Source organism: Stenotrophomonas sp. Ste86, from assembly GCF_024519465.1.
Lineage (GTDB): Bacteria > Pseudomonadota > Gammaproteobacteria > Xanthomonadales > Xanthomonadaceae > Stenotrophomonas.
This window is the reverse complement of sequence record NZ_JALJRW010000001.1, coordinates 108163-133832: the sequence shown is the minus strand read 5'-3', so window position 1 is coordinate 133832 and position 25670 is coordinate 108163. Positions and strand designations below refer to the sequence as shown.

24 protein-coding genes are annotated in these 25670 nt (G+C 67.3%); 13 read left to right on the top strand and 11 right to left on the bottom strand.

Annotated features, from left to right (window positions below; all coding sequences use genetic code 11):
- The first annotated feature begins 24 nt into the window (after window positions 1–24).
- The gene (locus NR101_RS00545) at window positions 25–945 is read left to right on the top strand and encodes a M14 family metallocarboxypeptidase (protein ID WP_256774263.1); all 921 of its coding nucleotides are present in this window, start codon (window positions 25–27) and stop codon (window positions 943–945) included.
- 51 nt (window positions 946–996) lie between these two features.
- Here the strand turns inward: NR101_RS00545 and NR101_RS00540 are convergent, their stop codons facing one another.
- A complete protein-coding gene (locus NR101_RS00540; protein WP_256774264.1) occupies window positions 997–2712 on the bottom strand; it encodes a P-loop NTPase fold protein in 1716 nt (571 codons plus the stop codon).
- Between the two features lie 197 nt (window positions 2713–2909).
- Window positions 2910–3773 (bottom strand): LysR family transcriptional regulator, encoded by an 864-nt coding sequence (locus NR101_RS00535; RefSeq protein WP_256774265.1) that lies wholly within the window; start codon window positions 3771–3773, stop codon window positions 2910–2912.
- A 243-nt stretch (window positions 3774–4016) separates the two neighbouring features.
- Here NR101_RS00535 and NR101_RS00530 point away from each other — a divergent pair, with 243 nt between their 5' ends.
- Complete coding sequence (locus NR101_RS00530; protein ID WP_256774266.1) at window positions 4017–4388, top strand: multidrug efflux SMR transporter; 372 nt, start codon at window positions 4017–4019, stop codon at window positions 4386–4388.
- Window positions 4385–4705 carry a multidrug efflux SMR transporter gene (locus NR101_RS00525; RefSeq protein WP_256774267.1) on the top strand — a complete coding sequence of 107 codons (321 nt, stop codon included), beginning with the start codon at window positions 4385–4387 and terminating at the stop codon, window positions 4703–4705. The genes NR101_RS00530 and NR101_RS00525 overlap by 4 nt, the downstream gene beginning before the upstream one ends.
- Window positions 4706–4712: 7 nt before the next feature.
- Here the strand turns inward: NR101_RS00525 and NR101_RS00520 are convergent, their stop codons facing one another.
- Window positions 4713–5537: an isocitrate lyase/phosphoenolpyruvate mutase family protein gene (locus tag NR101_RS00520; RefSeq protein WP_256774268.1), complete on the bottom strand. Its 825-nt coding sequence runs from the start codon at window positions 5535–5537 to the stop codon at window positions 4713–4715.
- A gap of 54 nt (window positions 5538–5591) precedes the next feature.
- Between NR101_RS00520 and NR101_RS00515 the strand changes: the two genes are divergently transcribed.
- Window positions 5592–6023, top strand: coding sequence for a hypothetical protein (locus NR101_RS00515; protein WP_256777681.1), 432 nt, complete (start codon window positions 5592–5594; stop codon window positions 6021–6023).
- Window positions 6024–6033: 10 nt separating this feature from the next.
- Here NR101_RS00515 and NR101_RS00510 read toward each other — a convergent pair whose 3' ends face one another.
- The 3 genes from NR101_RS00510 to NR101_RS00500 form a co-directional block, all read right to left on the bottom strand.
- Window positions 6034–7182: an MFS transporter gene (locus NR101_RS00510; protein ID WP_256774270.1), complete on the bottom strand. Its 1149-nt coding sequence runs from the start codon at window positions 7180–7182 to the stop codon at window positions 6034–6036.
- Between the two features lie 11 nt (window positions 7183–7193).
- The gene (locus tag NR101_RS00505) at window positions 7194–7970 is read right to left on the bottom strand and encodes a DeoR/GlpR family DNA-binding transcription regulator (RefSeq protein ID WP_256774271.1); all 777 of its coding nucleotides are present in this window, start codon (window positions 7968–7970) and stop codon (window positions 7194–7196) included.
- A gap of 163 nt (window positions 7971–8133) precedes the next feature.
- Window positions 8134–9042 carry a LysR family transcriptional regulator gene (locus NR101_RS00500; protein WP_256774272.1) on the bottom strand — a complete coding sequence of 303 codons (909 nt, stop codon included), beginning with the start codon at window positions 9040–9042 and terminating at the stop codon, window positions 8134–8136.
- Window positions 9043–9143: 101 nt separating this feature from the next.
- On the opposite strand from NR101_RS00500, the gene NR101_RS00495 reads away from it, so the two are divergent.
- Window positions 9144–9905 (top strand): SDR family oxidoreductase, encoded by a 762-nt coding sequence (locus tag NR101_RS00495; protein ID WP_256774273.1) that lies wholly within the window; start codon window positions 9144–9146, stop codon window positions 9903–9905.
- A 135-nt stretch (window positions 9906–10040) separates the two neighbouring features.
- Entirely contained in the window at window positions 10041–10352 is a 312-nt protein-coding gene (locus NR101_RS00490) for a DUF3817 domain-containing protein (protein ID WP_256774376.1), read from the top strand.
- A gap of 217 nt (window positions 10353–10569) precedes the next feature.
- Here the strand turns inward: NR101_RS00490 and NR101_RS00485 are convergent, their stop codons facing one another.
- The 5 genes from NR101_RS00485 to atpC form a co-directional block, all read right to left on the bottom strand.
- On the bottom strand, window positions 10570–10902 hold the full coding sequence (locus tag NR101_RS00485; RefSeq protein WP_256774274.1) for a thioredoxin family protein: 333 nt from the start codon (window positions 10900–10902) through the stop codon (window positions 10570–10572).
- Complete coding sequence (locus NR101_RS00480) at window positions 10874–11356, bottom strand: flavodoxin (RefSeq protein ID WP_256774275.1); 483 nt, start codon at window positions 11354–11356, stop codon at window positions 10874–10876. The genes NR101_RS00485 and NR101_RS00480 overlap by 29 nt, the downstream gene beginning before the upstream one ends.
- A 12-nt stretch (window positions 11357–11368) precedes the next feature.
- Complete coding sequence (locus NR101_RS00475; RefSeq protein ID WP_256774276.1) at window positions 11369–12409, bottom strand: ribonucleotide-diphosphate reductase subunit beta; 1041 nt, start codon at window positions 12407–12409, stop codon at window positions 11369–11371.
- Between the two features lie 169 nt (window positions 12410–12578).
- Window positions 12579–14954 carry a ribonucleoside-diphosphate reductase subunit alpha gene (locus NR101_RS00470; RefSeq protein WP_256777680.1) on the bottom strand — a complete coding sequence of 792 codons (2376 nt, stop codon included), beginning with the start codon at window positions 14952–14954 and terminating at the stop codon, window positions 12579–12581.
- A 380-nt stretch (window positions 14955–15334) separates the two neighbouring features.
- The gene (gene atpC / locus NR101_RS00465; protein WP_256774278.1) at window positions 15335–15796 is read right to left on the bottom strand and encodes an ATP synthase F1 subunit epsilon; all 462 of its coding nucleotides are present in this window, start codon (window positions 15794–15796) and stop codon (window positions 15335–15337) included.
- 226 nt (window positions 15797–16022) lie between these two features.
- On the opposite strand from atpC, the gene NR101_RS00460 reads away from it, so the two are divergent.
- From NR101_RS00460 to NR101_RS00430, 7 genes are read left to right on the top strand one after another with little or no spacing between them, the layout of a single operon-like run.
- Window positions 16023–17225 carry an MFS transporter gene (locus NR101_RS00460; protein WP_256774279.1) on the top strand — a complete coding sequence of 401 codons (1203 nt, stop codon included), beginning with the start codon at window positions 16023–16025 and terminating at the stop codon, window positions 17223–17225.
- Window positions 17222–18400, top strand: coding sequence for an isochorismate synthase (locus tag NR101_RS00455; RefSeq protein ID WP_256774280.1), 1179 nt, complete (start codon window positions 17222–17224; stop codon window positions 18398–18400). The genes NR101_RS00460 and NR101_RS00455 overlap by 4 nt, the downstream gene beginning before the upstream one ends.
- Window positions 18401–18416: 16 nt before the next feature.
- A complete protein-coding gene (locus NR101_RS00450; protein WP_256774281.1) occupies window positions 18417–20069 on the top strand; it encodes an AMP-binding protein in 1653 nt (550 codons plus the stop codon).
- Entirely contained in the window at window positions 20069–20704 is a 636-nt protein-coding gene (locus NR101_RS00445; RefSeq protein WP_256774282.1) for an isochorismatase family protein, read from the top strand. The genes NR101_RS00450 and NR101_RS00445 overlap by 1 nt, the downstream gene beginning before the upstream one ends.
- Window positions 20701–20967, top strand: a complete 267-nt coding sequence (locus NR101_RS00440; protein WP_256774283.1) for a phosphopantetheine-binding protein — start codon at window positions 20701–20703, stop codon at window positions 20965–20967. The genes NR101_RS00445 and NR101_RS00440 overlap by 4 nt, the downstream gene beginning before the upstream one ends.
- Window positions 20964–24899 carry an amino acid adenylation domain-containing protein gene (locus NR101_RS00435; RefSeq protein WP_256774284.1) on the top strand — a complete coding sequence of 1312 codons (3936 nt, stop codon included), beginning with the start codon at window positions 20964–20966 and terminating at the stop codon, window positions 24897–24899. The genes NR101_RS00440 and NR101_RS00435 overlap by 4 nt, the downstream gene beginning before the upstream one ends.
- Complete coding sequence (locus tag NR101_RS00430) at window positions 24896–25657, top strand: 2,3-dihydro-2,3-dihydroxybenzoate dehydrogenase (RefSeq protein WP_256774285.1); 762 nt, start codon at window positions 24896–24898, stop codon at window positions 25655–25657. Before NR101_RS00435 ends, NR101_RS00430 begins: the two co-directional genes overlap by 4 nt.
- The last annotated feature ends 13 nt before the right edge of the window (window positions 25658–25670 follow it).

Here is a 25670-nt window from a genome sequence, read left to right as displayed (position 1 = left end):
AACCGCAGTACAGACGAGCACGCCATGACCGACGCCCCGTTCTATCCCATCGGCACCCCCGGCCAGCCTTGGGGCGCCGCTGAAAAGGCGCAATGGCGCGCCCGCCAGGTGCCGCAGCGTGTGTACGCCGATGACGTGCTGCCGCTGCTGGAGGCCCTGCGTAGGGACTTCGACGTCACCCAGTACGGCACGCTGGACTACCCGCCGCACCAGTACCCGCTGTTTGCCGTGCGCAGCCGCGATTGGAACCCCCAGTTGCCCAGCGTGCTGGTCACCGGTGGCGTGCACGGCTACGAAACCAGCGGCGTGCAGGGCGCGCTGCAGTTCCTGGCCACCCGCGCCAAGGACTATGCCGGCCGCGCCAATGTGCTGGTCGCGCCGTGCGTGAGCCCATGGGGGTATGAGCGCGTCCAGCGCTGGAACGCCGATGCAATCGATCCCAACCGCGCGTTCGTGGCCAACAGCCCGGCGGCCGAATCGTCCGCACTGATGGCGCTGGTCGAACCGTTGCGTGACGGCATGCTCATGCACATCGACCTGCACGAAACCACCGACAGCGACGAAAGCGAGTTCCGCCCGGCGCTGGCCGCGCGCGACGGCAAGCCGTTCGAGCCGGGCCTGATCCCGGATGGCTTCTATCTGGTGGACGACAGCGAAAACCCGCAGCCCGCGTTCCAGACCGCGGTCAACGCGGCGGTGGAGCAGGTGACCCACATCGCCCCGGCCGACGACCGCAACGAAATCATCGGCTCGCCGGTGGTCGCCCCCGGCGTGATCGAGTACCCGCTGAAGAAGCTCGGCCTGTGCGCCAGCATCACCGGCGCGACATACACCACCACCACCGAGGTCTACCCGGACAGTCCGCGTGCCACCCCGCAGCAGTGCAACGATGCGCAGGTGGCGGCGGTGTGCGCGGCGATTGATTACGCATTGGCGCACAAGTAACAGGTCGAGGCGGGCCAATCGCTCTTGGCACACCTCACCGATTGATATGCATTACACCAGTGATGACGGGTTATTCTGACCCCAACCTTCATATCTGGGCCGCTCGCCTTCCAAGGCGAGCTTGAGCATGCGAGCGTGGCGTACATTCGATGCGTTCTGCGCCATCGATTTACATGCATCGCTGAATGCACGAGCGTACTCCTCGTGCCCTACCGGCAGAGATCGGGACGCGCCATGATGAAGCAGCTTGGTCACCGTCTCCCGAAGTTGCGTCGAATTCAGTTTCTGCAACTGGCTCAGAAACCACTCTGTCGTCATGTATGACGGCCCAAAGGAATAGCCGCCGATTGCGATGTCTTGCATGTAGCGCAAGTCGACATCGTCCTCTACAGGAGGTTCGCCTGCCTCGGCCAGATCGTCAACGAGTTGGCGCTCGCGCAGGAGTTTCGCAAGTGCGGTGTTGAGGCGGTCCGCATCCCACCCTGAGATTCGGGCCGATTCTGCGTTTCCAGGAAGACGTCTTTCATAGTCGCTAATTGCCGAGGCCACAAGCGCCCCCGATGCATCAACCGTGCCCAGCAGCCCGAGAGACTCGTCGAACAGGGCGTGGTTGATGTAATGCGCCGCGCGGGTTGCGCAGCTTCGCGCGGCGGTGACTGCATCCTCAGTCGACCACTCAGGATCCCAGTCGAAGCGATCTCGCAGCTGTTTGATTTCCTGTTTGAGCTTATGTTGGTCTTCCCGGGAGTACTCTTGCTGCAGCATGGTTCGCATAGGTTCGACGGGCAGCTGTCCGTCGAACATCAATCGTGCGACCAAATCCGTAAATGGACCGTCGACCGAGAATCCAAGCGCCTTGGCCGCTTGCTCTAGGCCGGGCGTGCTGATGAGGTGGTGCGCGTCGTCGAATGCCAGTCGCTCCAATGCCGGGAATGCGGTTTGCGCTCGGAAATGAATACTCATGAACAGCACCAGCGGTGCAAGGAAGTCACGCATGGTTGCACTGTCGGCTGGCACATCTGCCGGGGCCAGCCTGGCTTCGGCCGCGATCTTTTTGATTGCGCGGATATTGGTAATTCCACAGTAGACAATCAGGGGCGACAATGCGGCTCGCAGCCTGTCGGGTACCGGGAACACGACGTCCAGCGACTGCTCAGGCCGCGGCCTTAGGTTGATCTCCCTGTCGACGATTTTCTCGCGGATATGTTGCCATTTCTCTTCGTCTATAAGTTTGGCGTCGTTCATGACGAGGACGAATCGACACTTGTGCAGCATGCGAAGCTCGTCGATGAATCCTGAAATTTCATCGATACCGAGCTGGTCGTGTTTTCGCTCGATGTCATCCAGCACGATGATGTGCTCCGCCAAGGCCGCGCCGGAGCGAAGCAGCACAAGTTCATTGGCCATGGGACCAAGCGTATGTGCTTTGCTTAGCAGTGACTCCAGTTCCTTTCGCACCCCGCGGGTCTTCTCGTGGAGCAGTCCCCTCAGCCCGCCCGTACGCGACATGCTGTCGTCGAGGAGGACCAGTTTAAGTTCTGACAGGGACTTCAGCCCGAACAACGAGGCGCATGCAAAGCTGTGCGTGCCTGACTCGCTCATCTCCTTGATCGTTCTTTCCACGGCAGACGTCTTTCCAGAGCCCCATGGGCCGCTCAGGGATATAACGGCTGTCCCCTGATCCCTTAGTGACGAAAGAAGGATCTGTCTAACCCCCCCGTGCACCGAATCAACGTCGTCCGCTGATGGCGTGGCTTGTATGTTCATTGCGCAGTCCTATCCATGGAAAAAATGATGTGACCATGACTCGGCGTGTCCTTGCAATCGGGAGATTCGCTAGACGCGTCGGGAAATTTCTTACAATGCGACCGCTCCCGCATCGCTGCGACACGATTTCAAATCACATTCGGCGACGCTACAACATTAAATCAAATGTCGCCTTTAAGCCCGGCCGGCACACGGTGCTAAGGGCGGAACAGCAGAAACTGATCCAGCAGCCACAGCGCCGCCGGGCCGAGCGGGGTATCGCGCGACCACACCGCATCGGCACCGATCAGGCGCGGCCAGCCCGGCAGGGGCAGTTCCACCAGTTGGTCGCGGCCATAGCGGCTGACCAGGTCGCGCGGCAGCTCGGCCCAGCCGAAGCCGTCTTCGGCCATTTCCAGCACCATCAGGTAGTCCGAGGCCGCCCAGATGCGCCCACGTGCGTGGCCACTGCACCGTGCATCGCCGCTCAGGCAGATCTGGCGATGCCCGGCCAGATGCGATTCGTCCGGCGTGGCGATCCGGGTCAGCGGATGGTCGCGCGCCACGAATACCGCCATTTCCGCGCGCAGTGGCAGCGACCGCACCGCCAGTGCGGATGGATACTGCGCCTGCTGCGGCACCAGCCCGAGCTGGGCGCGGCCACGTTCCACCACGTCGAGGACGTCGTCGCCTTCGGCATCCAGCCACTCCAGCTCGATATCCGGGAAGCGCTGCTCGAACCGGCGCAGCAGGTGCTGGTCGGGGTTGAGCTGGTAGATGTCGGAGAACACCAGGGTAAGGCGTGGCTCGACCGCGTCGCCCAGGCGGATGCTGAGGTGTTCCAGGCGCTCGGCGGCGGCGAGGATCTCCTGCACGTGGCCGAGCACCTTGCGGCCGTCCTCGGTCAGCTGCGGGTAGCGACTGGTGCGGTCGAACAGGGTCAGGCCGAGGTCGGCCTCCAGCGTCGCGATGCCGGTGCTGATGGTGGACTGGGTCTTCTTGAGGCGCCGCGCAGCGGCTGAGAACGAGCCCAGGGCGGCGGCTTCGACGAACGCGCGTAGGGATTCCGGGCTGTAGCGCATGGACGTATCGCCTGTATCGATGGATTCCATCTTTGGACTGATGGAATTGACGATGATACTGATCGCGTCATTGGGCCGCCATTGCCTGACCGTTCGTACCGGCCAACGGTCGGCACCCACCAGCCCATCCACGGCCGGTGCCTGCAGGCGCGCCACCGACGCACGCGTATCCGCCACCCCGGCAGATGCCCCGGTACCCGGCCCTTCGTCGGTGCGCGCCGGCCCAACATCAAGGAGCTTTCCATGCACACACACGTGCATTCGCAATCCCGTGCCCGTGGCGGTCTGATCGCCTGGGCCTGCCTGACCCTCGCGGTCGTCGCCGAAGTGGTCGGCACCTCGTTCATGGCCGACGCGGCCCGCCATGGCGGTTACCTCGGCTATGCGGTGATGGCCGTGGCGCTGGCCATTTCGTACTACTTCCTGGCGCTGTCGGTGCGCGGCATCGCGGTCGGGGTGGCTTATGCGGTCTGGGAAGGCCTTGGCCTGACCCTGTTGACGCTGGTCGGCATCGTCGTGTTCAAGGAGAGCCTCTCGGTGCAGCAGATGGTCGGCCTGCTGATGGCTGCCGCGGGTATCGTCTGCGTCACCCTGGGCGAAGCACACACGCCATGAACCTCACCGCCTTTCTTTTCGTGCTGTGCTCGGCAGTGATCGACATCGCCGCCAACATGATGGTCGCCAAGTCCGATGGCTTCCGTAAGCCGGCGTGGGGTGTCGCTGCGATCTTGCTGGTGTGGATCGCCTTCGCGCTGCTCGGCCAGGCGCTGAAGACAATGGACCTGGCCACCGCCTATGCAATGTGGGGTGCGATCGGGGTGATCGGCACGGCGATCTGCGGGCGCGTGCTGTTCGGCAACCGGCTGCGCCCGATCGGCTGGGTGGGCATTGCGCTGGTCACCGGCGCGGTGGTGGTGCTGTCCAGCCACTGAAGTGCGCTCAGCGGAACAGTTGGTTCAAGGTGGCCCCGGATGCCGCATCGGCGAATCCGTCGAAGCGGCCTTCGTCTATCAGCAGTTGCGAGGCGCGCATCATCCCGCCCCAGGCGACCCGTGCCATCGCGCCACCCACGCTGACCCGGCGCACACCCATTGCGGCGATGTCCTGCAGGGTGAACGGTACGGCGGCGCCGACCAGCAGATTGACCGGCTGCGGCGCCACGGCGTTGACCACCGCTTCGATCTGTTCGCGGGTGCTGATGCCGGGTGCGTAGAGACAGTCCGCGCCCGCGTCGGCATACGCGCGCAGGCGGGTGATCGCATCGTCCAGGTCGGGGCGGCCGACGAAGAAGTTTTCGGCGCGGCCGATCAGCAGCACATCTTCACCGGACTGGTCGATCGCCCGGCGTGCCGCGCGTACCCGTGCCACCGCGTCCTCCAGCGTACGCAGCGGATGGGCCGGGTCTGGCCCGGCATCTTCGATGGAGATACCCGCCACCCCGGTGGCAATGGCGCGGGTGACGTTGCTGCCGACCTCATCCAGCGTGCCGAAGCCGTCGCCGAAATCGGCATTCAGCGGCAGCGGCGTCGCGGCGGCAAGGGTATGCAGGTGGGCAAGCGTTTCATCCAGCGACACCGTGCCATCGGCCTGCGCCTGGCTCCAGGCATGGCCGGAACTGGTCGAAGCCAATGCCTGGAAGCCCAGGCTGTGCAGGTAGCGTGCGCTGCCCGGATCCCACGGGTTGGGCAATACGAAGCAGCCGTCGTCATGCAGCGCACGGAAGGCCGCGCGGCGCGGGCGGGGATCGAAGGACGGTGCGGTCATGGCGCGTATCCGGCAGGCGGTGAGCCGATGGTAACGCCACCGTTGGTCAGCCCCGTGCTGATCCGCGCGGCAGTGCTGGACGCCGTGTTAAGCCGTCGTGGGAATGCCCGGCGCTGCGTTCACGCCCAACGACTGGCGGGCAGGTCCAGCCTTGCGCAGGCGCCGGATCATCCGTCGCCACGACCTGGGAGAACACTGATGAACCGGATGCCACAAAGATCGCGCTGGCTGCTGACGATGCTGCTGTTGGCTGGCATCGCCGCGAACGCCGCTGCCGCGCCGACAGCCAGGGCGCCCGCGCCGCTGCCTGCGTTCGAGACGCTGGACAAGGACAAGGACGGCATCGTTACCCTGCCGGAGGTGAATGTGTATCCCGATGCCATTGCCGCGCGCCTGCGCAAGTGCGACGCTGACAAGGACATGAGGATCAGCCGCGACGAGTACGCCAAGTGCGAGCACGCCGCCCATGCTGCCGGCGCCAAGTGACACCGTTGGCTCAGGCCTTCACCCAGCGCGCCACCAGCCCGATCAGCAACAGCGCAGCGGCGACCAGGCAGAACGCGAATACCAGGCTGCTGCCGTGGGCGACGAAGCCGATCAGTGCCGGTCCGGCCAGTACGCCGGCATAACCGAGCGTGGTGATGGCCGGAATCGCCAGGCTTTCGGGCATGGCCTTCTGGTTGCCGGCCATCGAGAACAGCGCCGGCACGATGTTGGCGCAGCCCAGGCCGATCAGCGCGTAGCCGAGCAGCGCCAGTGGCAGTGCCGGGGCGAAGGTGACCAGCGCGAAACCGCCGGCGGCGACCAGGCTGCCCAGCAGGATCGCGCGGTGCCGCCCCAGCCGTGCCACCACGCCATCGCCCACCAGCCGCGTTACCGTCATCGCGATGGCGAAGGTCATGAAACCCAGCCCGGCACGCGCGGGGTCGACCTGCTGCACTTCATGCAGGAACACCGCGCTCCAGTCCAGCATCGCGCCTTCTGCGAGGAAGGCGACGAAGCACAGCACGCCGATGCCCAGCACCACGCCACGCGGCACGGCAAACACCGGCGCGCCCGACGGCGCCTTGTCATTGCGCCAGAACGGCAGCGAGACGGCCAGCAGCGCCGCCATCACCGCCGACCCCAGCAGGCATACCAGCCACGGCGGCAGATGCAGGGCCAGCAGCGCGGTCATCGCCGCCGCACCGACGGCGCCGCCGATGCTGTAGAAGGCATGGAAACCGGACATCATCGGCCGCCCGCTGTCGCGCTCGACCATCACCGCCTGGATGTTCATGGTGCAGTCGCAGGCCCCCACGCCGGCGCCGAACACGAACAAGGCCAGACCCAGCGTCCATGGCGAGGGCGCGATGGCCAGCAGCGGCAGGCTGGCAATCACCATGATGAGGGTGGCGATCATCACCGCGCGGCAGCCATGACGTGCGGCGAACATGCCGGCCAGCGGCATCGACAGCAGCGAGCCGGCGCCCAGGCACAGCAGCACCAGGCCGAGCGAGCCGTCATCCAGGCCGGTGCGGGATTTGGCGAAGGGCACCAGCGGCGCCCACGCGGCGGTGGCGAAACCGGGCAGGAAGAAGGCGGCGCGGGTGGCGTGCTGTTCGGTGCGTGTGCCGACGAGGGTGGAACGTGCAAGCGTGGACATCGGGAGCGGGCTCACTCTGCGCGGGCGTGGTGGAGATCGACGCCGCGACGCGCAAACGCCTCGGCCTGGGCCGACGGTGCGTCGGCTTCGAGTACCAGGATGTCGATCTGCTCGACCCCGCCGATGCGATGTGCAGCCTGTGTGCCGAGTTTTTCGTTACTGGCCACCACCACGCAGCGGCTGCTCGCGGCAAGCATCGCGCGCTTGAGTGCAGCCTCTTCGCCGTCCACGGCCCAGATCCCGGCTTCTGCATCCACTGCGCAGGTACCGATGAAACACACGTCCACCCGCAACGCGGCGATCGCTTCCAGCGCCTGTGCACCGACGGCCGCGCCGATACGCCGGTCCAGCCGGCCGCCGATCAGGCTGACCTCGATACCGTTGCGTGCCATCAGCAGCACCGCGATATCCGGCGCGTTGGTGATCACCCGGATGCCCTGCTGGTCGGGCAGGCAGGCGGCGATGGCGCTGTTGGTGGACCCGGCGTCGAGCAGCACCAGCTCGCCCGGGCGGACATGCGCGGCGGCGGCACGTGCGAGGGCCTGCTTCTGTTCGCGTTGCTGGGTATGGCGGTCGGCCAGCGGCGGGAACGCCGGTGCGGCGGGCAGGGCGCCGCCGTACACCTTGCGACACAGGCCCTGGCTGGCCAGATCGCGCAGGTCGCGGCGGATCGAGTCTTCCGACACGCCCATCTGCACGGCCAGCGGCGCGGAGAACACGCGGCCTTGTTCGCGCAGCAGGCGCAGGATGGTCTGTTGGCGTTCGCCGGGCAGGGCTTCGGGGGTCATGGAACGACTCGCGGGAAATGAAACGTGCAGGGAAGATTGTTCAAACCGGCGAAAACGGGCATCGTTCGTTGCGCCGAGGACTGAGTATACGGAAACGTGCGCGATAATGCGTACAAACGTGCATTCTATCGTGCATGAATGTTCACGCCCGTCCGCCGTTGCGCTAGTCCTCCCGCGACAGTTCCGGCTGGATCACCCCGGCCACCCAGTCCATGAATGCAGTGACCCGTTGTGGCAAGTGGCGGCGCTGCGCGTACAGCAACGTCACCGGCATCGGCTCGGCGGCCAGCTGCGGCAGCACTTCCACCAGTGTGCCGGCGGCCAGCGCCTGGCGCACCCCGAGACGTGGCACCTGGATGATGCCCAGCCCGGCCAGCGCGGCGGCGCTGTAGCCCTCGCCGCTGTTGACGGTGATCGGACCGCGCATCGGCAGGTTCCGGTAGCCGGCACCGTCGGGATACTCGAAGCCCGGCGAGCGTTGGCCGAGCGTGCCGACGTAGTGGATCAAGGCGTGATCGGCCAGGTCTGCCAGTTCGCGTGGGGTGCCGTGCGTGGCCAGATACGCCGGGCTGGCGCAGTTGACGATCCGCATCAGGCCCAGCGGGCGGGCGACGAGCGTGTTGTCGTCCAGGCTGCCCACCCGCAGCACGCAGTCGAAGCCCTCGCGGACCAGATCGACGCGGCGGTCGGTGCCGCTCAGTTCGATCTCCAGGCCGGGATGCAGGGCCAGGAAACCGGGCAGGTGCGGGATCACCAGCTGCCGGGCCAGGCCGCTGGACATGTCCACCCGCAGCCGCCCTTTGAGCTGGCTGGTGTCGCGGCGGAACATGCCCTGCAGCTCTTCCATGTCGTCGAGCAGGTCGCGGGCGCGCTGCTGGAACTGCGCGCCGTCGGCGCTGAGCTGGACGCGGCGGGTGGTCCGGTGCAGCAGCTGCACGCCCACCTCGGCCTCCAGCCGCTGCACCGCCAGCGACACGCTGGCCTTGGGCAGGCCGAGGCTGTCGGCGGCGCCGGTGAACGAGCCGAGTTCGGCGACGCGCAGGAAGCTGCGCAGCTGGTCGAGGCGGTCCATGGATTGTTATCCAATATTGAACAGTCAAATCAGGATCGCGTGATTTATGTGGCCCTGCAAGATCAATAGGCTGTACCCACCCCCAACGCTGGAGAATCCACATGAGCAGCTCGCCCCGTATCGTCCTCATCACCGGCGGTAGTCGTGGCCTGGGCCGCAATGCCGCCCTGGCCCTGGCCGCCGACGGCGCGGACATCGTGTTGACCTACCGCAACCAGGCCGATGCCGCGCAGCAGGTGGTGGCGCAGATCGAGGCGCTGGGCCGGCGCGCGGTGGCCTTGCCGCTGGATGTGGCCGACAGCGGCAGCTTTGGCGCGTTCGCCGACCAGGTGCGGCAGACCCTGCAGACCCTCGGCGCCCGCCATCTGCAGGGCCTGCTCAACAATGCCGGCGAAGGTCTGTATGCGAGCATCGCCGACACCACGCCGGAACAGTTCGACCACGCGGTGGCGGTACACCTGAAGGGGCCGTACTTCCTGACCCAGGCGCTGCTGCCGTTGATCGCCGATGGCGGGCGCATCCTCAATGTCTCCAGCGGATTGGCGCGCTTCTCGCTGCCGGGCAGTTCGGCCTACGCGATGATGAAGGGCGGCATCGAGGTGTTCACCCGCTACCTGGCCAAGGAGCTGGGCGCGCGTGGCATCAGCGCCAACACGCTGGCACCGGGCGCGATCGCCACCGACTTCGGCGGCGGTCGGGTGCGCGACGACGAACACGTCAACGGCATGGTTGCCTCGATCACGGCGTTGGGGCGTGCCGGTCAGCCGGAGGACATCGGCCCGGTAGCGGCGGCGCTGTTGTCGCCGAGCACCGGCTGGATCAATGCACAGCGGGTGGAGGCGTCCGGCGGCATGTTCGTCTGAAGGATGCGGGCGTGCGCGTTGCGTGCGCCCGTTTTCGTTGCGGTGGTTCTGCAAACGGGTCGCATTCGCAGTTCGCGGCTATCATGGGCATTCTGTCCGTGCCGAGCCGAGTCTGATTTGAACGCTCCTCTTCCGATGCGCCCGATGGGCCGTGTATTTGCCACCGTCGCCTTCATCGAAGCATTGACCTGGGCCGGGCTGCTGATCGGTATGTACTTCAAGTACCACGCCGCCGACCCGACCCCGGTCGGCGTCCGCGTGTTCGGTCCACTGCATGGGTTTGCCTTCATGGCTTACGTCGTGGTGACGGTGCTGGCCGCGGTGCGGCTGCGGTGGCCATGGTGGGCGGCGGGCCTGGCAGTGCTGGCCGCGGTGCCGCCGTTGGTGACGCTGCCGCTGGAATGGTGGTTCAAGCGGCGCGGGTTGTTGAGCCGTCGCCCGGCCTGATGCTGGTCCCCGGCGCCGGCTTGGGGCGAACCTTGGTCGACTGCACGCATCGGGTCACCCTGCGGTGGCGACATGACGGGGGGCGTAGACCGGTTTGCTGATCGCAGGCGCGGACTGCGTTCGTGGGTCCTGCGTGCAATGCGCGTTGCGCCGGTATCGGCGGTGGTTTGGGAACCGACCGTGCCGGTGATTGGACGGGCGGCCACCTTCTCCTGTCTCAGGAGGGCATCACCGACGCCAACGCCTCGCCGATCTTTCCGGGGGACTGATAGCCGGCCAGCCGCGTGACTTCCTGGCCGTCACGGATCAACAGCAACGTCGGTGTCTGGCGCAGGCCGAGGCTGCGGAAGAACACTTCGCCGATGGTTTCCAGCTTCACCTTGAGCAGCACGACACCCGCCGCACGGGGCGAACCGGCGACGCTGGCCAGCGACATGTCCAGCATCCGGCAGCCCGGGCAGTCGTCCTTGTGGAAATCGACCAGCAGAACAGGGTGTTCGCGCAGGGCGGCATGGTAGTCGTCAGCGGTGGTGGCGTGCAGGGTCAGCATTGGAAGGCGTCTCGAAATGGGCCAGCACACGGTCGGCCCAGCGGTGAATGGTGTGGGTGTCGTCGCTGCCGTGCGGCATCTGCTCGATCTCCAGCACCGGAAGTGGCGAGCCGAAAAAACGGGCCAGCCGGTGCGCGGCGCCACAGTAGAACTCCAGGCCCCACTGGGTTTCCCCGGTACCGAACACCGCCACGGTTTCGCCGGGCGGCAGCCCCGGTCCGTCGCGCAGCGTGGCCACGAACTGCTTCATCTCCGCGGGCGTGCGGCCGGCGTTGTCGGTCCAGCAGCCCAGCAGCAACCCCGCATGCGGCTGGGCAAGGGCATCGGCCACCGGGTCGCTGTCCACGTCCAGGCAGCGCACCGCATGACCTCGCTCGGCGCAGTAAGCAGCCAGCAGCCGCGCCACTTCACGGGTGTTGCCGCTCAACGATGCATAGGCAAGCAGGAGGTTCATGGCCGCGCGTTCCTACAGATCGTCGAAGCCGTTGTCCGCATTGGTCTTTTTGTAGCTGGCGTTGCGCATCTCGAAGAAGTCGGTCTTGGTTTCGGTGAAGTTGTCGGCGTAGGCCTTGATCCACGGCATCACGTTGACGCTGGTATCGCTGTAGAGCTTCTCGATGCCGAGCATGCCGGCCATCTTGTTGGCGCGGTATTTCACGTAGCGGATCATCTCGTCCACGTCGATGCCGTCGATGCCGTCCAGCACCTCACCGGTCCAGCGGGTTTCCAGGGCGATGGCATGCTCGAAGGCGTCGTGCACGTAGGCGGTGAGTTGGTCGCCCTGCAGCTGCGGGTTCTCGCCGATGATGGCGCGGATCAACTCGCTGATGAACTTGGTATGGGCCAGTTCGTCGCGGTTGATGAAGCTGATGATCTTGCCGGTGCCGGTCATGCGGTTCTGCCGCACCAGGTTGTAGAAGAACGCGAAGCCCGAATAGAAATTGATGCCTTCCAGGATCGAGGACTGGATCAGCGAGCGGATGAGCGTTTCGGCGGTCTTCTCGCGCATGAAGTCGTCATAGGACTGCATGATCGGCTGGTTGCGCGCCTGGATGGTGGGGTGGGTGCGTGCGATCTCGAAGACCCGGTTCTGGTCGGCCAGCCCGGCGATGGAGGCCAGCACGTAGCTGTAGCTCTCGTTGTGGATCACCTCCTGCTGGCCGATGATCGCCGCATTGGCGTGCGCGGCCGGGTCGGTGATGTATTCGGCGACGTTGTAGATGAAGCGGGTCTGCGGCGAATCCAGCGTGGCCAGCAGGCCGATGATGGAATCGTAGGCGTTCTTTTCGCGCGCGCTGAGCTCGCCGTACCCGCGCGCGTCACCCTTCATGTCGACTTCGTCGGGGATCCAGAAGTTGGTCGACAGCTCCTTGTACGCCCGGTAGAAGGACGGGTAGGGGATGTCGTTCCAGTTGAGGATGCCGCTGGTGCGGCCGTTGATGATGCCGGTGGAGCGGTTGGGGTGGCGCGGTTCGAGGATCTTGATGCGTTCGAGCGGTGTTGCCATGGGGGTGTCCTGGTTGTCGGTTACGTGCGTTTGCCTGGTTGCCGGCCAGCGGCCGGCACTACCGTTGATGGGCTGTGCCTGGTTGCCGGCCAGCGGCCGGCACTACCGTGGACGGGCTGTGCCTGGCTGCCGGCCAGCGGCCGGCACTACCGCTGACGACCTGCGGTCGTCAGCTGCCACACCAGTCGCATTCGGTGATGTCGATGTCGTTGGAGCGCACGTAATACGTGGTTTTCAGGCCTTCGCGCCAGGCGCTCATGTGCAGTGCGAGCAGGGTGCTGGCGCGGATGGTGCTGGGCACGTAGAGGTTGAAGCTGATCGACTGGTCCACGTGGCGCTGGCGGCGTGCGTTCTGGCGGATGCTGGCGAACTGGTCCAGGCGGTAGGCGCCCTTTTCGTAGTACGGGTAGGTGTCCAGCGACAACCCGGGGGCGGCGACCGGGCGGCGGAAATCCTTCTTCTCTTCGTAGTAGAACGCGCCGTATACCGGGTCGATCGAGGCGCTGGAGCCGGCGATCTGCGCGGTACTCATGTTCGGTGCCACCGCCAGCAGCCAGCCGTTGCGCAGCCCGTGCACGCTGACCTGCGCGGCCAGTTCCTGCCAGTCGGGGCTGTCGTAGCCGCGCGCAAGGAAGTACTCGCCGGTCTGCCAGTCGCTGCCGAGGAAGGCGCTGTAGCGGCCCTTCTCTTCGGCCAGGCGCATGCTGGCCTGGATGGCCAGGTAGTTGATGCGCTCGTAGAGGCTGTCGGCGTAGTCCTCGGCCTGCGCGTCGTTCCAGTCAATCTGCTTGAGTGCCAGCAGATGGTGCCAGCCGAAGGTGCCCAAGCCGATCGCGCGGTACTTGCGGTTGGTGATGGTGGCCTGCGGAACCGGCAACTGGTTGAGGTCGATGACGTTGTCGAGCATGCGTACCTGGATCGGCACCAGCCGTTCCAGCACGTCGCTGGACAGCAGGTCCGGCGCGGCGGTGACCGCACGACCGAGATTGATCGAGGACAGGTTGCACACCACGAAATCGCCGGCCTGGCGGGTGGTGACGATCTGGTCGCCACTGATCATTTCCTGCATCAGCCGGGTCGGACTCATGTTCTGCAGGATCTCGGTGCACAGGTTGCTGGAGTACACCGTGCCGGCGTGCTTGTTGGGGTTCATCCGGTTCACTTCGTCCCGGTAGAACATGAAGGGGTTGCCGGTTTCCAGCTGGCTGACCATGATCCGCTTGAACAGGTCGATGGCCTTGATCGTGCGACGGCTGATGCGTTCGTCGGCGACGACCTCGGCGTACCGTTCGCGGAAACTGCCCTGGCCACGCTGCTCATCGTGGACGTCCTGCAGGTACCAGCCCTTGATCCGCTTCACTTCGTACGGATCGAACAGATACCAGTCGCCGCGCCGTTCCACCGCCTCCATGAACAGGTCCGGCAGGCATACCGAGGTGAACACATCGTGCGCGCGCAGGCGCTGGTCGCCGTTGTTCAGGCGCAGGTCGAGGAAGGCCTCGATGTCGCGATGCCAGACGTCCAGGTACACCGCGATGGCGCCCTTGCGCTGGCCGAGCTGGTCGACGCTGACCGCGGTGTTGTTGAGCTGCTTGATCCACGGCACCACGCCGCCTGAGGAGTTGGCCACGCCGCGGATGGCCGCGCCGGCCGAGCGCACGTAGCCCAGGTAGGCGCCCACGCCGCCGCCGTGCTTGGATACGCGGGCAACATCGGTGTTGGAGTCGTAGATGCCCTGCAGGCTGTCGTCGACGGTGTCGATGAAGCACGACGACAACTGGCCGCCGACCTTGCCGGCGTTGGCCAGGGTCGGCGTGGCCACGGTCATGTACAGGTGCGACAGCGCCCAGTACACCTCGCGCACCAGGCGCATGCGCCGTGCGCGGGTGCGGTCGCCGCTGAGGTGTTCGTTCTGCATCAGGTACAGCGCGATGGTCAGCCAACGCTCCTGCGGCAGCTCATAGACCGCGCGCGAGTGGTCGGTGGCCAGGTAGCGCGTGGCCAGCAGGTACAGCCCGTTGTAGGCGAACAGGAGGTCGCGGTCTGGCTCGATCATGCGCCCGGCCTCTTCCAGTTCCTCCTTGGAATAGGCCTTGAGGATGTCGATGGAGTACACGTTGCGGTCGGCCAGGCTCTCCTGCAGGCCGACGTAGGAACCGTACTTGAGGCTGGCATCGTAAAAGCGATTCTTGCTGGCGCGCTTGTACAGCCGGCGCAGGTACAGCCGTGCGGCGAAGTGCTCCCAGTCCGGCGCGACCAGGTCGATGCGCGACTCGGCCTCGCGGATCAGCAGGTCGACCAGTTCATCGGCAGTGAGCTGTTCGCGGCGGTGCACCAGTGCCAGCACGGCCCGCTGGTAGTCGGCCAGGTCCAGCTGCGGAAATTCTGCGTGTACCCCCTGGATGGAGCGCAGCAGTCGCGGCGGGGCGAAGGGCATGCGGCGGTTGCCGCCTTCCTTGGTGATCCACAGACCATCGCCGCCGAGCGGGGCGGTGTGATCGAAGGAGGCGGAGGGTGCGGAGAGCGGGGTGTCGTCGTTGATCATCGGAAATCCATGCGGTGCGCAGTTGTCGCGTCGCGATGCAGGCATCGCGACGGCCGGGCGGGCGTCATGGAGGCAGGGGGATCATCCCCGGATGTATCCGGGCAACGCTCTCGCAACCAGGCGCCGTTCGGGTGGTCACGCCCTGCGACCGGAGCGGTCTGCGGGGGCGCAACGAGGAACCGGGCCTGGCGGAAGCGGGGAGCCGATGAACACAACATAGTGTGGGTCTGCCTCATCGTCAACATCATATGTTGGGTTGATGAGGTGCCGGACGTGACCAAACGCCGCAGCCGTGCGGGCGGGGCGTCGTCTGAAAAAACGCTAGCACGCAGGGGCCGACCGTGGGTCGGTTCACGGCGTCCCTGCCGATGGCGCGGGGGTTACTTCCAGGGCAACGCGCGCAGTTGCTGTCCCCGTTGCCAGGCCAGTTCGGCATGCACCTTGGCGTTGTCCGGATTGGTCAGTTCGGCGGCCATTGGCGAGGTGGCGGCCTCGCGTGCGGCGCGGGCGCGTGCGTCGTCCAGGTTTTCGCTGCGAAGCCCCAGATCGGCCAGCACGATCACCTTGCCCGGCTGCACTTCGACATGTCCGCCGGACACATAGACATGCAACGGCGGCTCGGCGGCGAGCGGAAACACCGAAACCATGCCTTCGCGCAACGTGGCCAGCAGCGGTGCGTGCTGCGCCAATACGCCAAAGCGACCCTCGCTGCCGGGCAGGCTGATCTCGCGCACGTCGCCGCTCCAGATTTCGCCGGTGAGGCTGATGATCTGTACCGACAGCCCCTGCGCGATATCGGCGACGATGCCGGGCAGGGCGGTGATGGGGGGCAGTGACGCCATTGCAGAGTGCCGGGGTGGGATGGATCCAGCTTAGTCGGGCCGATGTGTGTGCGGGTTGATCGTCGTCAATGTGCTGAACGCCGCATCACCCTGTGCGGGCATCTGCGAATGCGACCTGTTATCATTTGAATGGATAGCCACGGCGACCTTGATCGCCCAAGCCGATCGATTCGACGCGCCGCGCCGCCGCGCCGCGCGCCCTTCCTCTGATTGGCGGTGGTGGTCCATGCGTGAGCGTTCGGTAGTACCCGGTTTACCGGCCCTGGTGTTCGCCGCCCTGACCGGCACGATGGCGATGATGGCCTTCGTGGCGGTGGTGGGCCCGGTGGTGCGTCTGCTGGGCCTGGCCGAATGGCATGCCGGCTTGTCGGTGACCGCCGCCGGCGTGTTGTGGATGCTGTCCGCACGCCGTTGGGGCACGTTGAGCGACCGGATCGGGCGCAAGCGCGTGCTGCTGATCGCGCTGGCCGCTTACGTGGTGATCTACGTGGTCATGGCGGTGTTCGTCGATGCCGCGCTGGCCCGGCCGCCGGCGCTGTGGCTGTCGGTGGTGGTGCTGGTGGGGACGCGGGCGCTGGTGGGGTTGTTCTACGCCGCGGTGCCGCCCACGGCAGCGGCGATGGTGGCCGATGGTGCCGCGCCCGGGCAACGCGCTGCGGCCATGGCCAAACTCGGCAGCGCCAATGCGCTGGGCATGGTGATAGGGCCGGCCGCTGCGGGCTGGATCGCCTTCCATCAGCTGTCGTTGACCTTGTATGTCGCCGCGTTGCTGCCGCTGCTGTCGCTGGCGGTGATCGCGTGGCGGTTGCCGGCCGACGCGCCGGTGGCCGCGACGGCGCCGACCGGGCCGCGTCAGCGCCTGGGCTGGACCGATGCACGCCTGCGCCTGCCGATCCTGGCGGTCTTCGCGGCGATGGTGTCGGTGACCATCGCCCAGGTGACGGTTGGATTCTTTGCCATCGACCGGTTGCAGCTGTCGCCGACCGATGGCGCGCAGGCGGCTGGCCTGGCCCTCACCGCCGTAGGGGTGGGCCTGATCCTGGCGCAGGTGTTGGTGATGAAGCTCGGCGGCGTATCGCCGCGCCGCTGGATCGCCATTGGCGCGTTGATCTCGGCGATGGGCTTTGCGGCGGTCGCGCTGGTGGATGCGCGCTGGGAACTGTTGTTGGCGTACGCCGCCGCGGCGTTCGGCATGGGCTTCGTGTTTCCGTCGTTCCAGGCGCTTGCCGCCGATTCGGTGCAGGCCCACGAGCAGGGCGCGGCGGCGGGCACGGTGGCGTCGGTGCAGGGCCTGGGCATGGTGATCGGGCCGATGCTGGGCACGCTGCTGTACCAATGGCGGCCGAGTGCACCGTATGTGCTGGTGGGCGCGCTGCTGCTGGTGCTCTCCATCGTGGCAATGCGCCATCGCGTGGCGGTGACGGCATGAACGACAGCCTGCAGGCGCGCGCGCAGCGCGACGAAGACGGTGGCGGCGTGGACGAGGCGGCGGCCACGGCGCAGTTCCTGCTGCGCGCGCCGCTGCGTTCGCTGGACGCGCGCGGTTGCCGCGCACGCCTGCCCGGTGGTGGTACCGCCAGCCTGGCCGCGCGGGTCGCCGCGTTCTTTGCCGCGCCGCGTGCCGGGCTGCCGTTGCTGGTGGGGGCGCTGCCGTTCGACCCACAGGCCGACGATGCGCTGCATCAGCCGGAGTGGCTGGCGCCTGCGGCGGCACTGCCGGCATCGCCGGTGCCGCGTTTTTCCGGCAGTGTCAGCGCCGAGCCGAGCGCGCAGCACTATGCCGATGCCGTGCGCCAGGCGTTGACCCGGTTGCAACAGCCCGCGCCAGACCTGCACAAGGTGGTGCTGGCGCGCAGCCTGCACCTGCACAGTGGGCAGCCCATCGCACCGCGCGAGCTGGCCGCGCGACTGGGCCACGATCCGAGCGTGGCCACCTATCTGGTGCCGCTGCCGATCGACGGGCCGGAGCCGCCCGCCTGGCTGGTCGGCGCTACCCCGGAGCTGCTGGTGTCGCGACGTGGCACGCGGGTGCTTTCGCATCCGCTGGCCGGATCGGCGCGGCGCAGTGCCGATCCCGCGGAGGATGCGCGCACCGCGCAGGCTCTGCTGGGCTCGGCGAAAGACCACGACGAGCACCGCCACGTGGTCGAGGCCATCGTCACCGCGCTGGCGCCGTGGTGCACTCATGTCGAGGCCGATGCGCGCCCGTCGCTGCATGCCACTGCGACGATGTGGCACCTCGGCACGCGCATCGAGGCGACGCTGAGCGATGCCGCCACGCCGGTGGCCGCATTGGTGGCGGCCCTGCATCCCACTCCGGCGGTGTGCGGCACGCCACGCCAGCTCGCGCTGGATACGATCCGCGCTTTGGAACCGGTACCGCGCGGTTTCTACGCCGGCGCAGTGGGCTGGACCGATGCCGACGGCGACGGTGACTGGTACGTGGCGATCCGCTGCGCGCGCGTGCAGGGCCGGCAGGCGCGAATCTATGCCGGGGCCGGGATCGTCGCCGACTCCGAGCCCGCATTGGAAGTGGCCGAAACCGCCGCGAAATTCGGCGCGCTGTTGAACGCCCTCGGCGTCGACCACGTGCCTTCTGCATGAGTCAATGGAGTTGCTGATGAACGACGTGGACGAATCTGCGCTGATGCCGCTGCGCCAGACCTGGCCGGCGGCGCTGGTCGCCCGCTATCGCGCCGCGGGTTACTGGCGTGGCGAAACCTTCCCTGGTTTCCTGCGTGATCGCGCCGAACGCTTTGCCGACGACATCGCGGTGGTGGCGGGCGAGGTCCGCCTGAGCTACGCCGGGTTGTGGCAGGAAGCCGGCCGGATCGGCGCGGGCCTGCTCGCTGGCGGACTGGTGCCGGGCGACCGCGTGGTGGTGCAGCTGGGGAATGTTCCCGAATTTGTGACAGTGGTCTGCGGGCTGACGCGTGCCGGTTTGATCCCGGTGTACGCGTTGCCCGCGCATCGCATCACCGAGGTGACCCACTTCGTGCGCAAGGCGCAGGCACGCGGCTACGTTGCCGCATCCGGCCATGACGGCTTCGATTACCGCACCCTTGCACGTGAACTGCAGACGGCGGTGCCGACGCTCCAGCATGTGCTGATCGTCGGCGACGCAGCTGAGTTCAGTGCCGTAGCGGCGCTGGAGGGGGATATCTCGCAGCTGCCGGCCGATCCGGACCCGCAATCGGTGGCGTTCCTGCAGCTGTCCGGTGGCAGCACCGGGTTGTCCAAGCTGATCCCGCGCACGCATGACGACTACATCTATTCGTTCCGTGCCAGCAACGGCATCTGCGGTATCGACCGCGACAGCGTGTACCTGGTCGCGCTGCCGGCCGCGCACAACTTCCCGATGAGCTCACCCGGTTTCTTCGGTGCGTTGTACGCCGGTGCGCGGGTGGTACTCAGCCCGGGCCCGGGACCGGATGTAGCGTTTCCGTTGATCGCGCGCGAAGGCGTCACCTGTGTGGGTCTGGTGCCACCGTTGGCGCTGCTGTGGGCCCAGGCCGCCCGGAGTACGACGCATGATCTGTCCAGCCTGAACGTGCTGCAGGTGGGCGGCGCCAAGCTGGTGCCGGAAGCGGCCAGGCGCGTGATCGATGCGTTGGGCTGCCAGTTGCAGCAGGTGTTCGGCATGGCCGAAGGGCTGGTGAACTACACGCGGCTGCACGACCCGCAGGACGTGGTGGTGGGCACGCAGGGCCGACCGATCTCGCCCGACGACGAGGTACTGGTGGTCGATGACAACGGCCATCCGGTCGCCGAGGGCGCTGTCGGCCATCTGCTCACCCGCGGTCCGTATACGATCCGTGCCTACCACAACGATGCGGCGGCCAATGCGCGCTCGTTCACCGAAGACGGCTATTACCGCACCGGTGACAGGGTGCAGCAGCTGGCCGGTGGCTACCTGGTGGTGCAGGGCAGGGCCGGGGACCACATCAACCGGGCCGGCGAGAAGATCTCCGCCGAAGAGATCGAAGACCATCTGCTGGCGCACGCCGAGGTGTTCGATGCGGCGGTGGTGTCCATGCCCGATCCGTACTTGGGCGAGCGCAGCTGCGCATTCGTGATCGCACGAAATACCCCGCCGACGGCAGCCAGCCTCAAGGCCTGGGTGCGTGGACGTGGCCTGGCTGCGTTCAAGGTGCCCGACCAGGTGGTGTTCGTCGAGGCGTTCGGCACCACGGCGGTCGGCAAGATCAGCCGTCGCGAACTGCGCGCGCAACTGCGCGAACGTTACATCCAACAGACAGGAGGACCGCGCTGATGGCGCTGCCGAAGATTGCCGACTATTCCCTGCCGCTGGCCAACGAGCTGCCGGCCCCGCGCGGTGCCTGGCAGCCGCGCAGCGAGCGCCTGGCGCTGCTGGTGCACGATATGCAGCAGTACTTTCTGGGTGCATTCAACGCCGACGCGGCACCGTTGGCGCCGGCCGTGGCCAACATCGCCCGCCTGCTGCAGCACTGCCGTGCCCGCGGCATTCCGGTGTTCTACACCGCACAGCGGGGCAACCAGGATCGCCGCGACCGTGGCCTGCAGGCCGATCTGTGGGGGCCCGGCATGCACGCCACGCCGGAACACGAAGCGATCCTCGCTGCGCTGGCCCCGGCGGCGGGCGACCACGTACTGGTCAAGCACCGCTACAGCGCGTTCCAGCGCAGCAACCTGGAAACAATGATGCGTGCGCGCGGCCGCGACCAGTTGCTGGTCACCGGCGTGTACGCGCATATCGGCTGCGCGGCGACGGTGAGCGAGGCGTTCCAGCGCGATATCGAAGCCTTCATCGCGGCCGATGCCGTGGCCGATTTCTCCCGTGCCGATCACGATATGGCGATGCAGTTGATCGCGCGGACCTGCGGCGTGCCCTTGACCACCGACCAGTTGCTGGAGACCCTGGCATGAGCCCCGATACGCGCGTAGTCGCCCTCGACCTTGAACGCATGCGCATCGATGTGGCCGGCATGCTTGGCGAAGCGCCGGAGACCATTGGCGATCAGGACAACCTGATCGACCTGGGGCTGGATTCGATGCGGGTGCTTGGGTTGGTGCTGGCGTGGGGCGAGAGCGGGATCCCGCTGGAGTTCAGCCATCTGGCCGAGCACGCCACGCTGGCCGGCTGGTGGGGCGTGGTGCAGCGGCTGCAGGCCCGCGCCGACCGCGCATGAACGCACGCGTGGACCAGGTGCATGAAGCCGCGCACCGTCACCCGCTGACCGAGGCGCAGACCGGCCTGTGGTATGCGCAGCGCCTGGCCGACGCGCCGGCCGCCTTCAATACCGCGCATGCGGTGTGGGTGGAAGGCGCCCTCGACGTCCGCAGCTTCGTTGCCGCGGCGGATGCTGCCGCGCACGAAGCAGAAGCGCTCGCGCTGCGCTTCAGCGTGGGCGACGATGGCCAGCCGCAGCAGTGGCATGACCCCGACCACGTGCCCGCCATGCGCGTGGTGGACCTGAGCTTGCAGGCCGATCCTGCCGCCGCGGCAGGCGCGGCGATGGACCAGGACCGGTTGCGGGCGGTGGACCCTGCGCGTGACCGGCTGGCGCAGCACTGCCTGTTCGTCCTCGGCCCCGACCGGTACATGTGGTACCTGCGCGTGCATCACCTGGCCACCGATGGCTACGGGATGGCGCTCTTCAGCGAGCGGGTCTGCGCCCTTTACGGCGGGAGCCGTGGCGAACATCCCGGGCTGGCTGCATTTGCGCCCGTGATCGCCGAGGACGCCGCATACGCAGGCAGTGAGCGGCGTGATGCCGATGGCGCGTACTGGCGTCAGTACCTGTCCGGCGCGCCTGCGGCGGAAGGGCTGATAGGCATTGCCGCTGCCGCCGCCGCAGATGCGCTGCGCCTGGTCAGGGACGTGCCGCACGCGTTGCGCGCTCGCGTGCAGGCCGTCGCGCAGCAGATCGGGCAACCGTGGCCGGACCTGCTGAGCGCGCTGACGGCTGCGTACTGCCGCCGTTTCAGCGCGCTGGACGAGGTGGTGCTGGGCGTGCCGTTCATGGGACGGCTGGGCAGCGTGTCGGCACGGGTGCCGGCCATGGTGATGAATGTGCTGCCGCTACGCGTGAGCGCGGCCGATGACAGCGTTGCCGGCTTTGTCCGCACGGTCGCGCGTGACCTGCTGCGCGGCCGCCGTCACGGCCGCTACCGTGGCGAACAGCTGCGCCGCGACCTGGGACTGATCGGTGGCCAACGCCGCCTGCACGGCCCGATGGTCAACGTGCAGCCGTTCTATCGGCCGCTGCCGCTGGCGGGTGTGCAGACCCGGCTGGAGGTGCTGGGTACCGGTCCGGTGGACGACATCACGTTCGGATTCCGGGGGGATGGCAGCACACTGCTGGACCTGGAAATCGAAGCCAACCCAACCCTTTACGACGCCGCGCAGGTAGGTGCGCATGCCGATCGGCTGCTGCATTTCATCGCCGCGGCACTGGACGTGCACGAGCGCGACGGGCGCATGGACGATATTGCCCTGGCCACCCCGGCCGAAGCGCAGCGCTATCTATACGAGGTCAACGCGACCGCGCAGGCCCTGCCGGACATATCGCTGAGCGCCTTGCTGACGAACGCGATGCAGACCCACCCGAGGGCCATTGCGCTGGCGTTCGCGGGCCAGACGATGCGCTACGCCGCGCTGGAACGCCGCAGCCGGGCCCTGGCGTTGCAGTTGCAGGCGCTGGGCGCGGCGCGCGAGTCGCGGGTGGTGATCGCATTGCCCCGTTCGCTGGACCTGGTCGTGGCGCTGGTGGCCGTGCTGCGGGCGGGCGCGGCCTACCTGCCGGTCGACCTGGCCCATCCCGATGCACGACTGGCGCGGATACTCGCGTCCGCGCAGCCGGTCTGCGTCCTGGCAGAGGCCGAGGATGCCGCCCGTTTCCCCGGCTTGGCGGTCTTGTCCCCGCAGGCGTGGAACGATACGGACGACGCCACACTGGTCGATACGGTGCACCCGCAGGACGCGGCCTACGTCATCTACACCTCCGGCTCGACCGGGGATCCAAAAGGCGTGCTGATCGAACACCGCGCCATCGTCAACCGGCTGCAATGGATGCGCGGTCACTACAGCGTTGGCAGTGACGAGCGCATTCTGCAGAAGACCCCGGCGACCTTCGATGTGTCGGTCTGGGAGTTCTTCCTGCCGTTGCTGTGCGGGGCCACGCTGGTGATCGCCGCGCCCGACGCACACCGTGATCCGACCCTGCTGGCCACGCTGATCCGCGAACAGGCCATCACCACCGTGCATTTCGTGCCCTCGATGCTGGATGCATTCCTGTCGGTTCCTGCCGCGCAGGGCCTGACGCTGCGCCGGGTGTTCACCAGCGGCGAAGCGCTGGAGCCGTCGTTGCGCGATCGCTTCCACGCCACCGTCGATGCGGAACTGCACAATCTCTACGGGCCCACGGAAGCCGCCGTGGACGTGAGCGCATGGCCCGCCAGTCGCGATGATCGCTCCCACCCGGTGCCGATCGGTCATCCGGTCTGGAACACGCGGCTCTACGTGCTCGACGCGCAGCTGCGTGCGCTGCCGCCCGGCGTACCCGGCGACTTGTACCTGGGCGGGGTGCAACTGGCACGCGGCTACCTCGGCCGCGACGATCTCACCGCCGAACGCTTCCTGGACGATCCGCACGTGGCCGGCGGCCGGCTGTACCGCAGCGGCGATGTCGCCCGCTGGCGCAGCGACGGCGCGGTGGAGTACCTGGGCCGCAGCGATCACCAGGTCAAGCTGCGCGGCCTGCGCATCGAGCCGGGCGAAATCGACGCCGCGCTGCGTTCGCAGCACGGGGTGACCCGTGCGGAAGTGCTGCTGCGTGAGGACCGGCCGGGCGAGCGCCGCCTGGTCGGCTACGTCTCTGGCGAGGGCCTCCACATCGACCGCATTCGTAGCGGCATTGCCGCACGCCTGCCGGACTACATGCTGCCCAGCGCGCTGGTCGTGGTCGAGCATTGGCCGGTGACCGCCAACGGCAAGCTTGATCGCAACGCGCTGCCCGCGCCCCCGCTGCACGCGCAGGACGGCCGTGCGCCGTACACGGAAACCGAGCAGGTATTGGCGGCGCTGTTCTCGCAGGTCTTGGGGCGGGAGGCGCCGATCAGTGCCGACGCCGATTTCTTCAGTCTCGGCGGCGATTCGCTGTCCGCGGTGCACCTGCTGCTGGCCATCCAGCACCGTTGGCAGCGCGACCCGGGCCTCGGCGCGGTGTTCACCCACCCCACCGTGGCGGGCCTGGCCGCACTGCTGGACGCGCCCACCGCCGAGACCGACGATGGCTTGGCGCCCTTGATCCGCCTGGCCAGTGGCGAGCCGGGCAGGGCACCGTTGTTCGTGGTGCACCCCGCCGGTGGCATCGCCTGGAATTATCGTGACCTCGCCCGCGCCCTGCAGCCGGCCCGTGACGTCCACGGCCTGCAGTCGCCCGCACTGGACACCGCACAGCCGCTACCGGACAGCATCGACGCGCTTGCGGCCACCTATGTGGACCGCGTGCTGTCGGTCCAGCCCGAAGGCGCCGTCCACCTGCTGGGCTGGTCGGTGGGCGGGATCATCGCCCAGGCCATGGCAGTGCGCCTGCAGGCCGTCGGTCGTCAGGTGGGCGAGCTGGTGCTGCTGGATGCCTACCCAAGCGAATGCTGGCGCGCCGAACCCGCGCCCGACCCCGTGGCCGCGCTGCGCGCATTGCTGGCCATTGCAGGGCATGACCCCGATGCGCATCCCGAGCTGGACAGTCGTGCGCGCATTCTGGCGTTCCTGCGCCGTGGCGACAGCGCGCTGGGCAACTTGCCCGATGCGGTACTGGATGGCGTGGTGCGTGCGGTCACCGGCACCAATGGTTTGATCCGCGAACATCACCATCGTCCCTACACCGGTCGCCTGCGGCACGTTCGCGCTGGCCGCGACCACGCCGCGCGACCCCATCTTCAATCCGCGCTGTGGAACGCGCATGCAGGGCAGGTGGATGCGCTCGAACTGCCGTTCCTGCATGCAGAGCTGACCGGCCGCGATGCCGTGGCCCAGCTTGCGCCGTGGCTGTCCACCCATCTGCAGCGCTGGGATACGCCCCCGGCAAGTGCGCTACCAAAGGAAACGTCCCGATGAAACTGACCGGATTCGACGGCACCCTCGCTCTGGTTACCGGCGCGGGCGGCGGGATCGGCGCGGCACTGGTGCAGCTGCTGCTGGACAGCGGCAGCGTGGTGATCGCCACCGACCTTGCGGTGCCGGTGCTGCCTTCGCACGCCAACCTGCATGTGCGGTCGCTCGATGTCACCGACGCGGCGGCCGTGAACGCAGTGGTCGCCTGGGCCGAGACCACGCTCGGCCCGATCGGCTTCGGCATCAACGTTGCCGGCGTGCTGCAAGTGGGCACGGTGGACCAGATCGACGACGCGCAATGGCGGCGCGTGTTCGCGGTCAACGCCGACGGGGTGTTCCATGTCTGCCGTGCGCTGGCGCGGGTAATGACGCCGCGTCGCAAGGGCGCCATCGTGACCGTCAGCTCCAATGCCGCCGGTGTTCCGCGCCACGGCATGGCGGCCTATGCCGCCTCCAAGGCCGCAGCCACCATGTTCACCCGGTGCCTCGGGCTGGAACTGGCCCCGCATGGCATCCGCTGCAACATCGTCGCGCCCGGATCCACCCTCACCGCCATGCAGACCGGCATGTGGGAGGACGCCGACGGCGCCCAGCGTGTGATCGACGGCACTCCCGATACGTACAAGACCGGCATTCCGCTGCGGAAACTGGCCACGCCGGCGGACATCGCCCAGGCGGTGATGTTCCTGCTCTCCGAGCAGGCCGGCCACATCGCCATGAGCGATCTGTATGTCGACGGTGGCGCGACGTTGCGAGGGTAAATAGCGGCCCTGC